Origin of the sequence: Vibrio atlanticus, assembly GCF_024347315.1 — a bacterium.
GTDB lineage: Bacteria > Pseudomonadota > Gammaproteobacteria > Enterobacterales > Vibrionaceae > Vibrio > Vibrio atlanticus.
On sequence record NZ_AP025460.1, the window covers coordinates 669,778 to 684,035 of the forward strand.

General features: G+C 43.3%; 11 protein-coding genes, 1 tRNA gene and 1 rRNA gene. 8 read left to right on the forward strand and 5 right to left on the reverse strand.

Annotated features, from left to right (window positions below):
* The first annotated feature begins 15 nt into the window (after window positions 1-15).
* From rrf to OCV30_RS03110, 4 genes are all read left to right on the forward strand, one after another.
* A 5S ribosomal RNA gene (rrf, locus tag OCV30_RS03095) occupies window positions 16-131 on the forward strand.
* 43 nt (window positions 132-174) lie between these two features.
* Window positions 175-251, forward strand: a tRNA-Asp gene (locus tag OCV30_RS03100).
* 366 nt (window positions 252-617) lie between these two features.
* Entirely contained in the window at window positions 618-1,457 is an 840-nt protein-coding gene (mepA, locus tag OCV30_RS03105; protein WP_065678435.1) for a penicillin-insensitive murein endopeptidase, read from the forward strand.
* Window positions 1,458-1,735: 278 nt separating this feature from the next.
* Window positions 1,736-2,044 (forward strand): hypothetical protein, encoded by a 309-nt coding sequence (locus OCV30_RS03110; RefSeq protein WP_009848260.1) that lies wholly within the window; start codon window positions 1,736-1,738, stop codon window positions 2,042-2,044.
* A gap of 41 nt (window positions 2,045-2,085) precedes the next feature.
* On the opposite strand, the gene OCV30_RS03115 is transcribed toward OCV30_RS03110, so the two are convergent.
* From OCV30_RS03115 to rdgC, 3 genes are all read right to left on the reverse strand, one after another.
* Complete coding sequence (locus OCV30_RS03115; protein ID WP_065678436.1) at window positions 2,086-2,340, reverse strand: YfhL family 4Fe-4S dicluster ferredoxin; 255 nt, start codon at window positions 2,338-2,340, stop codon at window positions 2,086-2,088.
* Between the two features lie 20 nt (window positions 2,341-2,360).
* Complete coding sequence (trhP, locus tag OCV30_RS03120; protein WP_065678437.1) at window positions 2,361-3,779, reverse strand: prephenate-dependent tRNA uridine(34) hydroxylase TrhP; 1,419 nt, start codon at window positions 3,777-3,779, stop codon at window positions 2,361-2,363.
* Window positions 3,780-3,984: 205 nt separating this feature from the next.
* A complete protein-coding gene (gene rdgC / locus OCV30_RS03125) occupies window positions 3,985-4,899 on the reverse strand; it encodes a recombination-associated protein RdgC (protein WP_004735063.1) in 915 nt (304 codons plus the stop codon).
* Window positions 4,900-5,092: 193 nt separating this feature from the next.
* Here rdgC and phoB point away from each other — a divergent pair, with 193 nt between their 5' ends.
* The 3 genes from phoB to OCV30_RS03140 are packed head-to-tail and all read left to right on the forward strand — an operon-like array spanning window position 5,093 to window position 8,088.
* Window positions 5,093-5,782, forward strand: coding sequence for a phosphate regulon transcriptional regulator PhoB (gene phoB / locus OCV30_RS03130; protein ID WP_004735064.1), 690 nt, complete (start codon window positions 5,093-5,095; stop codon window positions 5,780-5,782).
* 33 nt (window positions 5,783-5,815) lie between these two features.
* Window positions 5,816-7,114 carry a phosphate regulon sensor histidine kinase PhoR gene (gene phoR, locus OCV30_RS03135; protein ID WP_017106503.1) on the forward strand — a complete coding sequence of 433 codons (1,299 nt, stop codon included), beginning with the start codon at window positions 5,816-5,818 and terminating at the stop codon, window positions 7,112-7,114.
* Window positions 7,111-8,088, forward strand: a complete 978-nt coding sequence (locus OCV30_RS03140) for a PstS family phosphate ABC transporter substrate-binding protein (protein WP_017110488.1) — start codon at window positions 7,111-7,113, stop codon at window positions 8,086-8,088. Before phoR ends, OCV30_RS03140 begins: the two co-directional genes overlap by 4 nt.
* A gap of 64 nt (window positions 8,089-8,152) precedes the next feature.
* Here the strand turns inward: OCV30_RS03140 and ppx are convergent, their stop codons facing one another.
* Window positions 8,153-9,664 (reverse strand): exopolyphosphatase, encoded by a 1,512-nt coding sequence (gene ppx / locus OCV30_RS03145; protein WP_065678438.1) that lies wholly within the window; start codon window positions 9,662-9,664, stop codon window positions 8,153-8,155.
* The gene (gene ppk1 / locus OCV30_RS03150; RefSeq protein ID WP_065678439.1) at window positions 9,655-11,751 is read right to left on the reverse strand and encodes a polyphosphate kinase 1; all 2,097 of its coding nucleotides are present in this window, start codon (window positions 11,749-11,751) and stop codon (window positions 9,655-9,657) included. The genes ppx and ppk1 overlap by 10 nt, the downstream gene beginning before the upstream one ends.
* A 200-nt stretch (window positions 11,752-11,951) precedes the next feature.
* Between ppk1 and OCV30_RS03155 the strand changes: the two genes are divergently transcribed.
* Window positions 11,952-14,168, forward strand: a complete 2,217-nt coding sequence (locus OCV30_RS03155; protein ID WP_065678440.1) for an ABC transporter permease subunit — start codon at window positions 11,952-11,954, stop codon at window positions 14,166-14,168.
* The last annotated feature ends 90 nt before the right edge of the window (window positions 14,169-14,258 follow it).

Here is a 14,258-nt window from a genome sequence, read left to right on the forward strand (position 1 = left end):
TAAAAGCAAAATTTGCTTGGCGACCATAGCATTGTGGACCCACCTGATTCCATGCCGAACTCAGAAGTGAAACACAATAGCGCCGATGGTAGTGTGGGGCTTCCCCATGTGAGAGTAGGACATCGCCAGGCTTTAAATTTGAACACTTGTCAGCGACGACAAGTATTCCACTGCGGAGTGGTAGTTCAGTTGGTTAGAATACCGGCCTGTCACGCCGGGGGTCGCGGGTTCGAGTCCCGTCCACTCCGCCACTTATTAGAGAAGCCCTGCTAGAAATAGCAGGGCTTTTTTATATTTGAAGAAAAGAGTTTTGCTTGTAGATTGTATGAGTGCTGTAAAGGCATCGAGACCCTACACTTCACGCTATTCCGGCACATATTAGAAAGCCTAGTCTGACGACTAGGCTTTCGTCGTTTCAGGGCTGTGAGTTTTTGTCTTCGACTACGATAATATCGCTACAGATTGAGAAGATTCGCTAGGAATAGTGAAGCTTTTTCACTTAAATATCTAAAGTCAGTAGATAACTCTCAAGCTATCCCAAAAATATCACTCTCGACATACACCAATTCCCTAATGACGACTAGTATAAAAACAGTGATCGTTTATTTGGAATTGTTATGAGGTTATTTTGTACATTGGCTCTTATCTTTTGTTCGTTTGTTGTATCAGCAACCTCGTGGGAAAAAGAGAAAAGCCCAACAAGAAATTCAACCTCATCCATAGGTAGTTACGCTAATGGTTGTCTTGACGGGGCGCAAGCTTTGCCAATTAATGGGCAAGGTTATCAGGTGATCCGACCTCAGAGAGAGCGCTATTATGGCCATGCCGAGGCTATTCAGTTTATTGAAAGGTTAGGTGTCATTACAAGCGAACAACTCAACACTAACTTATTAGTTGGCGATATTTCGCTACCTAGAGGGGGACGTTTCTCATCTGGTCATTCAAGCCACCAGACTGGCTTGGATATTGATATATGGTTAAGGCTCACTGATGAGAGACTTTCCGAAAATGAACTCGCTGTTCCTAAGCCAATAAGCGTTGTCGACCTTACTAATTACAAACTGCGTAAATCAAATTGGACCGATGACCATTTTCAAGTGATTCGCTATGCAGCCAAAGATCAAAAAGTGGTACGTATCTTCGTCCATCCTGTTATTAAACAAACTCTTTGTGACCAAGAAATCTCTGATGCCAATGAGAGAGCTTGGTTAGGAAAAATCAGGCCTTGGTGGGGGCATCATTCCCACTTCCACGTTCGTTTAAAGTGTCCTGATGACAGCTCAAACTGTATAGCTCAAGCAAGCCCTCCTAAAGGTGATGGCTGTGGAGATGAACTTGCCAGTTGGGCTCCGCAGACCATTCCAGTTCCTCCATCTAAAAAAGTAGCTAAAAGTAAGAAAAAAAAGAAAGTTAAAGTGATGCCGAGTCAGTGTTTGGCCTTGATATCCAATAAGTAATCGCATCTATCGAGGTTAATTACTGTGGTAACTCCACTGGTTTTCTCGACTCTAAAACTGGAGAAATATCACACTTTTGTCTAGAGTTTATAAACACGAGATTAAGAACATCGTTTGATATAAATAAAACCAATAACGATATCAGCAAAGGCGACGATGACGAATTTGACAAGGTTTGGTCAGGGATTGAGTGTTTTTTGGGGTGAAAGATGCGGCTTATACGCAGTATGCGAAATCAGAGTCTGATGCCCGTCGATAGATAATTCAAGGATAAGACTATGACTATGATTTGTGCAAAGGAATTTTCCGAATGGTTAAGACATAGGTTCAACGCTGAAAGCTCGGGTATTTCTATTTCAAGAGCTGATATCAATCAGCTAACAGGCAGACAACGTTTAGACCCTAGCTTCGTAAATGATGTTCACTATGAATTAATGCAGTATGGAATGGCATTTGTGACTGATACCAGTAGAGAAAACTTCTATCTTGTTCCGATAGCTCAATCAATAAACTGGCGTGAACGACTCGAATATCAATTTGAGAAAGAGATGTTCTGCAACATATATCCCATTGAGAAATCGGGTTAAAAAAAGGTTCAACTTGATGATTAAGTTGAACCTTTTATCTTTTAGGTCAAGCCTTGAATAATGACAAACTTTTCTAATAATTCGTCGTCAGTTTCAATATGGTTCGGGTCAGTAATGATACATTTTGTAATCGGACATACTGACTGACATGTTGGCTTCTCATAGTGACCTTTACACTCAGTACATAAATTAGGATCGATTTCGAAGATACTGTCACCCATAGTGATTGCACCATTTGGGCATTCTGGGTCACACATATCGCAGTTTATGCACTTGTCAGTTATTAGTAGAGCCATTTATCTTTCCAAAGTAACCGTTATTTACCTGAAGCGTTACGTGTATCTTGGCCTGCGCTCAAGTTACGCATTAACAAACCAAATTCTAGATCAAGATCAGCAGGTACAGGAATAAACACAAAGTGTCCGTTACCTTTCGCATCGTCTACTGCTTCAGATTTACGGTTTTCCATCACTTCTAGTTTGAAAACAATGTTACCTTTCGGTGTCATCATTTCTAGGCTGTCACCAACTAGGAATTTGTTTTTCACTTCTACTTCAGCTAGGTCGCCACGGCGTTTACCTGTGAATTCACCAACAAACTGTTGAGTATCAGAGATAGAATAACCGTATTCGTAGTTTTGGTATGAATCGTGAGTGTGACGACGTAGGAAGCCTTCAGTGTAGCCTCGGTGAGCTAGGCTCTCTAGCGTACCCATTAGACTCTCATCAAATGGCTTACCTGCAACAGCATCGTCGATAGCTTTACGGTAAACCTGTGCTGTACGTGCACAGTAGTAGAAAGACTTAGTACGACCTTCGATTTTCAGAGAGTGAACGCCCATCTTAGTTAAACGCTCAACGTGTTGGATTGCGCGAAGATCTTTTGAGTTCATGATGTAAGTACCATGCTCATCTTCAAACGCTGCCATTTTCTCTTCAGGTTTGTGTGATTCAGAAAGTAAAACGACTTCATCAGTTGGTTTACCAAGGCCTAATGTGTTGTCAGGGCGCTCGTCTTGAACTTCAATACCTTGAGTTTCTACTTCTTGAATAGCAACGCCGGTAGGGTTAGCTTCAACGATCTGACCGTTTTCGTCTTCTTTCGCAGCTTCTGTCTTGTATTCCCAACGACAAGCGTTAGTACAAGTACCTTGGTTTGGATCGCGTTTGTTCATGTAGCCAGAAAGTAGGCAACGACCAGAGTAAGCCATGCATAGAGCACCGTGAACAAAGATTTCTAGCTCTGTTTCTGGGCAGTGTTCGCGAATCTCTTCGATCTCTTCAAGAGATAGCTCACGAGATAGGATCACACGCTCAACGCCTTGAGTTGACCAGAACTTAACGGTCGCCCAGTTTACTGCATTTGCTTGAACTGAAAGGTGTATTGGCATTTCAGGGAATGCTTCACGTACCATCATGATAAGACCTGGGTCTGACATGATAAGTGCGTCTGGGCCCATCTCAACAACTGGCTTAAGGTCGCGAATAAATGTTTTTAATTTAGAGTTGTGTGGCTGAATGTTACATACAACATATAACTTTTTGCCTTGAGCATGAGCTTCATCGATACCGATTTGTAGGTTTTCGTGATTGAACTCGTTGTTACGAACACGAAGGCTGTAACGTGGCTGGCCAGCGTAAACTGCATCTGCGCCGTAGGCGAATGCGTAACGCATGTTTTTAAGGCTTCCTGCCGGTGATAATAGTTCAGGTACAAATGGTTTTTGTGTCGTCATTGCTTCGTTCTCTAATCTGATCTCAAGTCAGGTTGATACCACCAAGTGATATCAAAGGGGCGCAAATTTTACGCTAAAATGAGTTTGGTTGATAGCCCTAAAGATAACAATGGTATTGCGAAGAGTGTTGTTAGGTGTTGATAGGCGGGGTGGAGAAGAAAACAAGCTCAGATATCGTCGATACCTGAGCTTCAAATCGGAACAATTAAGCGTTAGGTTGAGTTAACCCGCCTAATGATTCAAATAGGTTTGGTAGGAAAACACTGAACTCACCACAAAGTAGAGAGAAGTCTGCATCAAAACGTGCAGCTTGATCTTCACGAGGAATATCGTCGTTCTCATCTTTTAGTTCATCACTGAATTTTAGACGCTTGATGCTGCCATCTTCAGCAAGAATGAACTCAATGCGATCTTGCCAGTTGATCAGAAGCTTAGTCACAACTTTGTTGGCTTCAATGTGGTTCTTAATCTCATCAGCTTCTAGTTCTTGTTTCTTAACTCGAACAATACCGCCGTCTTCTTGGATTGATTTAAGCTCTGCTTCATCAAGCATAGTGATGCCTTGAGGCGTATCACCTGACTTAACCCATTCCGTTAACGTTGTTTCAATCGCTTGCTCTGGAATAGCTGGCACTACTGGCAAGCTACCCATTGTTTTACGTAGTAATGCTAGTACGTCTTCTGCTTTTTTGTAGCTGCTAGCATCAACAACAATAAAGCCTTCTTTCGGCATGATCAGTGCGTAAGTGAAGTTACTGCGGCTGAAAGCACGAGGAAGAAGATCGATGATGATGTCTTCTTTTAGGCTGTCTTTCTCTTTCTTTTTTAGAGGAGTACCAGACTCCGCTTCAAGCGTTTCTACTTTTGCATTCAATGAATCTTTGATCACAGAAGCTGGAAGCATTTTCTCTTCTTTCTTTGCACAGATTAGAATGCGGTTTTCTGATACGTGCGTCATCATATCGCCGTGTCTACCCATCGCATTTACCCAACCAAACTTCTGTTTGTCTTGGCTACCACAAGGGGTAAAACGGAACTCTTCAAGTTGTTTCTCTAGCTGATCTGCGTTGAAGTCTATATCACGATTAAAGCGATAGACGAGGCAATTCTTAAACCACATAAATATTTCTCATACCTTTATCTGAAGACGCTCATCATAGGAGATTTCGATCCATTTGTCTTATACCTGCAATAAAAATTAAAAGTGAAATGTTTGAGACAGTTATATGAAAATTTGTTTTCAAAGGTCACAAAAGTGTCATAATTAAACCAGATAATGCAATGCGTTGATTAAATACTAAGGCTATTCAATTATGTCGAGAAGGATTCTGGTCGTTGAAGATGAAGCACCTATTCGTGAGATGCTGTGTTTTGTACTTGAACAAAAAGGCTACCAAGCAGTAGAGGCTGAAGATTACGATACAGCGGTAAACAAGCTATGTGAACCTTTCCCAGATCTAGTATTACTAGATTGGATGCTACCTGGTGGTAGTGGGATAAACTTTATCAAGCACATGAAGCGTGAAGAGTTAACTCGCAACATCCCAGTGGTGATGCTGACGGCTCGTGGTGAAGAAGAGGATAAGGTTCGCGGTTTAGAAGTTGGTGCTGACGACTACATTACCAAACCATTTTCGCCAAAAGAGTTGGTCGCTCGTCTGAAAGCGGTTATTCGCCGTGTAACACCAACGGCATTGGAAGATGTGATAGATGTTCAAGGGCTTAAATTAGACCCTGTATCTCACCGCGTTACCGCAAGTGAAGGTCCAGTTGATATGGGCCCAACCGAATTCAAAATGCTGCATTTCTTTATGACTCACCAAGAGCGAGTATACAGTCGAGAGCAACTGCTCAATAACGTTTGGGGTACCAACGTTTACGTTGAAGATCGTACGGTTGATGTTCATATTCGACGTTTACGCAAAGCACTTGAATCTGCTGGTCATGACAAATTAATTCAAACGGTTCGCGGCGCAGGCTACCGTTTTTCTACAAAGGCTTAACGTGGCTTCACTGCCCAGTTTATGGAGTCCTGAATGGTTGAGAAGTTAACCTGGAAAAAGCTGGCTTGGGAGCTGGCTTTTTTTTACGCACCTTGGATTATAGTCGGATGGATATTCGGTTATTTACCTTGGTTATTGCTGGCTGCAACAGTATTACAGTTAGCATGGCATCTACACTATCAAATGCGTTTGTCTGCTTGGTTGTGGGATGAAAAGCGGTTAACACCCCCTTCAGGTTCTGGAAACTGGGAGTCTCTGTTTAATGGTATCTATCGTATGCAGCAGAGACAGCGTCGTAAACGCAAAGAATTGACCAACCTTATCCGCCGTTTCAGAAATGGTGCTGAATCCCTTCCCGATGCCGTTGTGGTGTTTCGCGGTGAAGGCAATATTGTTTGGTGTAACAAGCTTGCTCAGTATTTACTGGGTTTTCGCTGGCCAGACGATTCAGGTCAACCGATCTCTAACTTGATCCGAACGCCGGACTTCATCAAGTATCTTAATAAACAAGATTTCTCAGAGCCGTTAGAGATGCCTTCGCCACTTAATGTGGAGCGCATGCTTGAGCTTCGTATCGTACCGTATACCGAGGGCGAACACCTCATGGTAGTACGTGATGTTACTCAGCTAAAACAGCTAGAAGGCATGCGTCGTAACTTTTTCGCTAACGTTTCTCACGAGCTACGCACTCCAATGACCGTACTTCAGGGCTATCTTGAAATGACGGAAGATCCAGACATGGTCGTTGGGCCTATGTGGCCTAAGGCTCATGGTGTGATGACTGAGCAATTGAATCGCATGAACAGTCTGGTCAATCAGCTTTTAACTCTTTCTAAGATAGAAGCGGCGCCAATGCATGAATTGGATGAAGTGGTTAACGTTCCGGCGATGTTGGAAGTTCTTGAAAAAGAAGCCGCTAGTCTCAGTGGAGAGCGAGAACACAAGCTGGAATTTGATATTGATAAGAGCTTACGCGTATTAGCGGATGAAGATCAGTTAAGAAGTGCGATATCGAATCTGGTTTACAATGCAGTGAAATACACGCCGCCGGGTGCGACCGTAAAGGTTCGTTGGTATCAAACCAGTCAAGGTGCGTGTTTGGATGTGTCAGACACTGGAGACGGTATCGAACCACAACACTTGCATCGACTTACAGAGCGTTTCTATCGTGTTGATAAAGCACGCTCACGCGATACTGGCGGTAGTGGTCTTGGACTCGCGATTGTGAAACATGCGCTTAGTCACCATGATTCACATTTAGAAATTCAAAGTGAAGTGGGTGTTGGTAGCCGATTCCATTTCACGCTGCCTAGCCGATTGACAGTGTCATGAGTTCTTTAATACGCAGGATGCGTTTCCCCATCAGTTCATTGTTAGCATTAGCTTTGGTTACCCCTGTTCATGCCGAGCAAGGTGTCGATTCTCTTCCTGATTATTCTAAGGTTCCGGGTATTTCTGGCAGCTTGTTGTCTGTCGGTTCGGATACTTTAGCGGGAATGACTACGTTATGGGTTGAAGAGTTTAAGTCTTACTACCCGAACGTGAATGCTCAAGTTCAGGCTTCTGGATCATCCACTGCACCTCCTGCATTAACCGAAGGTACTGCTCACCTTGGGCCTATGAGTCGTCCAATGCGCCTACGAGAAGTGGAAGCGTTCGAAAGGGAGCATGGCTATAAGCCGACAGCGCTTCGAGTTGCTATCGATGCGATTGGTCTTTTTGTGCATCGTGATAATCCTATCGAGGGGCTTAATTTTCGCGAAATTGACAGCATATTTTCAGAGACATTGCGCTGTGGCGCGACTAAGCCGCTAAACAATTGGCAAGATTTAGGTATCAGCCAGCCGTGGGCAAAACATAGATTCCAACTGTTCGGTCGTAATTCCGTTTCGGGAACCTACGGCTACTTCAAACAAAACGCATTATGTAGTGGCGACTTCAAGAACCGAGTCAATGAACAGCCAGGCTCAGCGTCGGTTGTACAGTCGGTCGCTTCATCAATCAGCGGGATAGGGTACTCAGGTATTGGTTATCGAGTAGCTGGTGTTAAGTTAATTCCTATTGCTGAGCATGGCTCTGATTATGTAGAACCGACCCGAGCGAATATCTTAAGCGGAGATTACCCTCTATCGCGTTTTCTCTATGTGTATGTGAATAAACACCCAGATAAACCGCTTTCTCCTGTAGAGAGAGAGTTCCTCACTTTTGTATTCTCGAAGCAAGGACAAGAACTGGTAGAGAAAGATGGCTATTTAGCGATACCGCCTGAGTTCGCAGAGCAAGAACTGGCAAAAGTCGGGCTATGATCCAGATAAAAAATATGTAGAAACAGCTTGCTAAGTCGCAGGCTGTTTTTGTTTTGACTGTTCGTTATTCTACCTTTAACGACCATCCAGCATTTTGCCAACGTTGTTGTTCTTCTTTGAGTTCATATTCAAGCAGTTGGTTTTGGGCCAACCAATCGCTGTTAGATCCTTTCAATTCCCAGTTATCCTGTTGTTCAATCGTTAGAGTCACGTCTGGGGCTAGTGCTTGATTTCGCTGACGGTTGAGTAAGATAGCGAGTCTTAATATGCGAATTAGTAGCGTTATTTGTTGTGGATAAAATAGAGACAGTTCCGGCAAGTCTTGTCGCTTAATCGCTTTTCTTTGGTGGCGAACCAATGTCGAGATAAGACGTTGTTGCTCAGTATTGAAACCGGGCATTGTCGTGTGCTTAAGCAGATAAGCCGAATGGCGGTGATAGCCTTGGAATGCGATGCTTTGTCCTACCTCATGAAGTAGTGCAGCCCAACCAACCAGATCATACAGCTCATTAGTGACCGTAGTAGTTACTTGAGGCTGCACTTGTTTCAGTAATGCAAGGGCGAGTTCTTTGACTTTCTGGCCATGAGCTACGTCAACATGGTATCGAGATACGAGCGTTTCGGCGGTTCTGGTTCGAACATCAATATCTTTAAATCTATCCTCCATGTCATAAAGAACGCCTTCTCTCAGAGCGCCATCAGAAAAATGTAACTCCTTTATGTCTAGCGTATCCATGGCTGCTAAAAGAATGGTGACGCCAGCAGCAAACACTGGCTTTCTCTCATCACTTAAACCTGAAAGGTCTAAGGTTTTGGATGATGAAAACTCACATAAGTGATTTTTCAAATAGGACAGACGTTGCGGCGTAATGAGACCATCGGTAAAGCCTAAGCCAATGAGTACCTCTTTTATTGATTTAGCCGTCCCTGATGAGCCAAAGGCGATTTCCCAAGGGGCCTTTGTGTATTCTTCAATCAATGGCATCAATAGACGAGTAGCTGCGGTATAAGCATCTGAGAAGTGTTGTGAGGTTAGCTCTCCGTCAGCAAAGAAACGTTGAGTGAAGCTGACGCATCCCATAGGTAAACTGCGCATAATTAGGGGCGTAAAGCCTTGCCCAGAGACGAGTTCCGTACTCCCTCCACCGATATCAATAACCAATTTAGATTCAGAAGCGGTTTGAGTGTGTTCTACACCGTTATAGATTATTCGAGCTTCTTCTTGACCGGAAATGATCTCTATTGGAAAAGGAAACAGTGGTTTGGCTTGCTCTAAGAAGTCTTGAGCGTTTTTGGCTTTTCTTAGGGTATGAGTCGCAACAACTCTTACATCATCAAGTTCAAAATCAGCCAGTCGTTCTGCGAACACTTTGAGGCACTCCAAGCCTCGCTCGATAGCACTTTCGGATAAGAAGTTAAACTCATCCAACCCATCACCTAATCTCACTTTCTGTTTGTGTCTGCTGACTAATTGCAGGTGTTGTTCGAATACTCGGGCAACCACCATATGAAAACTGTTCGAACCCAAGTCGATAGCGGCAATACATCGAGAATGTTTGTTATCAATTAGCGGCATGATTTCTTCTCTTGTTTGTACTTCTTGCGAGCAAGTTTCTCCATACGTTTAATATAGTGGTAAGTGGAGAGTTGTGACGTCGGGTAATCGAGTGGGTTTGTTGGAGCTTGTATGTAAGGATTGCTCATCGATTGCTCTAGCACTCGAGCTTTGTTGCTGTCATCGAAATGAAACTCGGTGATATCGATAATGGTTTGCTTGATCTTTGGATCTAAAATTGGAGTGGCGACTTCGATGCGGTGATCGAAGTTTCGTGTCATCCAGTCGGCAGAGGAGATATAGACTTTTGGATTACCAGCGTTACCAAAGATCATCACTCTTGGGTGTTCGAGAAAACGATCGACCACACTAACAATCTCAATCTGCTCACTGATGTTGGAGACTCCCGGTACGAGAGAGCACATACCACGAATGACCATTCTCACCTTTACATTGGCTTGGCTGGCCTGATAGAGCTTCTCAATGATCTCTCGGTCGACCAAATTGTTGAGTTTTAGAGTGATGCTTGCAGGTTTGTTCTCTATCGCGTTTTGTATTTCATTATCTATCAACTGAGACAGGCGTTTTCTTGTATTCTTTGGTGACACAATCAGTTGTTTGAACTGCGATTTTTGATAAGGGTTTTCAATATACTTAAAGACTTGTCTCACCTCTTGGATCAAATCTTCATTCGCAGTGAGCAGAGAAAAGTCGGTATACACGCGCGCTGTTACTTCATGAAAGTTACCGGTGCCAATATGAGCGTAATGCGCCGTATGCTTGCCTTCTTTCCGTTTAATGAGCAGCAGCTTGGAGTGGATTTTCAAACTTGGGATGCCATGGATGACTTTTATACCGGCTTCTTGAAGTTTCTTGGTCCATTGAATATTGGCTTGCTCATCAAAGCGAGCTTGAAGCTCAACGACGACAGTTACTTTCTTACCATTGTGCGCCGCATCGATGATCGAGCTAAGGAGTTTTGAACCTTCTGCAACACGGTAAACGTTTATTTTTATGGAAGTTACCTTCGGGTCAAAGGAAGCCTGCCTCACGAGTTCAGTAATGTGATTAAAGGTGTGATAAGGGTAATGCAACAAGATGTCACGAGCTTTGATCGCTTCGAAATAGTTTGGGTAGTGGCTGAAATGCGCGCACTTAATCGCGGGTAGTGGACGATTAACTAAATCACGTCGATTAAGGCTTGGGAACTCAGAGAAGTGTTTGAAGTTATGGTAGCGACCACCCGCAATGACACTGTCATAGTCAGACAGCTTAAGCCTGACTTGTAAGAAACTGAGCATTTCAGCAGGCATTTCTGACTCATAGATAAGGCGGATCGGTAGTGCCGTTAAGCGCTGTTCTAAACCCAACGACATAGATTCTAGTAGAGTATTTTCATTGCTCTCTTGAAGGTCATAATCGGCATCACGCGTCATTTTTATCGCAAAACAACGTAATGAGTCATACTCAAAGAATCCTTTAAGCAAGTCATCTAAACAAAATCGAACTATATTATCTAACAAGATCAAAGTTGTACGCTGTGAAACAGAAGTGTCTGGTAACTTAACAAACCGAGGCAGGGCTTCTGATGGTATTTCGAGTAAGACATATTGAGAAGATGTCTCTCGCTCAATGTCGATGGCTAAGTAACTTTGCTCGTCTTTGATAATATTGAGCAACTGGCTATCTTCGTTCAAGAGAAACGGAGTTAAATGTGGAAGCACTTTTTTCTTAAAATACTTTTTGATCCACTCACTTTGCTCTTCGCTGATTTGCTGTTCGTTGACCAGAAAAATACGATTGCGCGCCAGTTCCAATAGTAATTCACTATACAATTCATGGAATCGAGCATCGAGCTTACTTGCTTTGCTCTGCATTTGAGTTAGCAGGGTTTTCTGCGAGTTGGCAGGTAATTGAGGATCTTGAAGTAAGATCTTTCGTTTCACATCAGCAAATCGGACTTTGTAAAACTCATCGAGGTTTTTCGAGTAAATACCTAAAAAACGAACTCTTTCGATTAAGGGTACTGATTTGTCGGCTGCTTCTTGGAGCACTCTTTCGTTGAAGGATAACCAGCTAAGTTCTTTTGTGACATAGTCTTTTTCCATCGAGATGATAATCCTTGAGTGCTGGCTATAGAGCTGGTTACTTTAATTTAGAATGACAAGATTCACAAAATCTATGATCTTACTTTAAGAAATATGGTCAACAAACTTGTTATTAGTTTCAGTTGTTTAACGTAACTTGTAATATAATTGTCATCTAACGTACATATTATGTCAGTAGCTAAAAAAAGGTAGATAAACAGATGGCTTCAGCCCAATTTTCATTGAAAGAGCGCGACAAAAAAAGATGGTTGAAAGATCGTCTCGTCCGTTTTTCGGTGACATGTGGTGCAGTCAGTGTTCTAGCCGCTCTGGTGCTGATCTTTGTTTACTTGGCGATGGTCATTTTACCGGTATTTTCTGATACTGGTTTAGAGACTGACCAAGCCGTGAAGACCGTTGCCGTAGAAAAGCCTATCGCCTTATCCGTAGATGAATACGGTCAGCATGCGTTTACTATTGAAAAATCCGGTTTGGTTCAGTTTTGGGATTTAGAGTCTCAAAATACACATTCTTACTTTGAGCGTAATGTTTTAGCTAACCCCATCGCTTTTTCTCGAAATACCCCATCTGAAAACTGGTTTGCCTTTGCCGATAGCGCAAGCAACCTTACCTTTTTCTACCCTGAGTATAGTGCGCCCGTGCTGCAAAAGGGCAGTGAAGCCGAACCTAAAATTGAGCAAATCGATCTCCCTGAACCATTTTTAAATGATGAATCATCAAACGGAGCAACAATCGAAAAATTCGCGTTCTCTAAGAATGGACGTGGTATCACGGTTGCCGCTCAGCTAAGCGATCAACGAGTTTTGGTTAAGTGGTACCAGAGTGACCTTACTGGTCAGTATGTTTTTCAGAAGAGTCAATGGCTGTCGGATAAGTTGGGTTTACAGCAACAGTTGTTAGTCACACCTGATGGCCAAACCTTATATCTTCGAGCGCAATCTGATTTAGTGGTATTGAAGCTATCCGATAGCGGCTTCAATGTTCGTGAAGTGATTGATCTTAGTTTGAATGATGCGAAGCACTCGGTGAAAAGTATCGATTTACTGTCTGGAGCTTATTCACTGTTGGTTACGCATGAGGACGGACAGGTTTCTCAGTGGTTCGATGTACTCAAAGATGAAAAGCGTAGCCTGACCCATATTCGAGACTTCCAACTTGCTGAACAAGTGCAATTTATCCTGCCCGATACTTATAGGAAGGGTTTTTATAGTTTCTATAAGAATGGCACATTACAAAGCCACTATACGACCAGTGAAAAGTTGTCGCTGTTCGAGCGCGCATTTGATAAATCACCACAATTAGCGACTATGTCTGCTAACGAACTGCATTTGGCTACGCTGATTGATGGCACCATCAGTGTGGCTAAAGTCGATAATGAATATCCGCAAATATCATTCTCATCGCTTTGGCAAAAAGTCTGGTACGAAAGCTACCCAGAGCCGCAATACGTTTGGCAATCAACGTCGGCGAACGATGACTTTGAAGAAAAATTCAGTTTAGTCCCTATTACGTTCGGTACCATCAAGGCTGCTCTGTTTGCGATGATGTTTGCCGTGCCGGTTGCTGTGCTCGGAGCCATTTACACCGCATACTTTATGTCTCCAAGAATGCGAAGAGTCGTGAAACCGTCGATAGAACTGATGGAAGCTCTTCCGACCGTTATCATCGGGTTCTTGGCTGGGCTTTGGTTTGCTCCCATTGTTGAAACGCATTTAACGGCCGTCTTTTCGTTAATGGTGCTATTACCACTGAGCACGCTACTGACTGGGCTTGTTTGGTTCTGTTTGCCAAAAATGGTGACGAGCCGTTTTACTAATGGTTGGCATGCTCTGATATTGATCCCGGTATTGGTGATTACAGTGATGGCAGTCTTTGCTGGTGAAAATGGTATGGAAGCCTTGTTGTTTGGTGGTGATATTCGTACCTTCTTGGCTAACTATGGCATCGACTTTGACCAACGTAATGCGCTGGTGGTTGGCTTCGCTATGGGCTTTGCTGTCATCCCTACAATTTTCACGATTGCAGAAGACGCTATTTTCTCTGTGCCAAAACATTTATCCGATGGCTCACTGGCGCTGGGCGCAACAGCGTGGCAGACCCTTATTTATGTGGTGTTATTGACGGCTAGCCCAGGTATCTTTTCTGCAATCATGATGGGGCTAGGACGAGCGGTTGGCGAGACTATGATTGTCTTGATGGCGACAGGTAACACCCCTATTCTTGACTGGAATGTTTTGGAAGGGATGAGGACATTATCGGCAACAATTGCTGTCGAGTTACCAGAGTCCGAGGTGGGTGGTTCTCACTTCCGATTGTTGTTCTTAGCAGCACTCTTACTGTTTATTTTTACGTTCGCGGTGAACTCTGTCGCAGAGTGGGTTAGACAAAGACTGAGAGATAAATATCGTGCGCTGTAGTTTTAAAACTCTACCTCAATCTCTATCAATGGCTGTTCGCTGTTTGATTAGCGTATCTCACGAACTTGGCTCTTTCTTGGGTTCAGCACG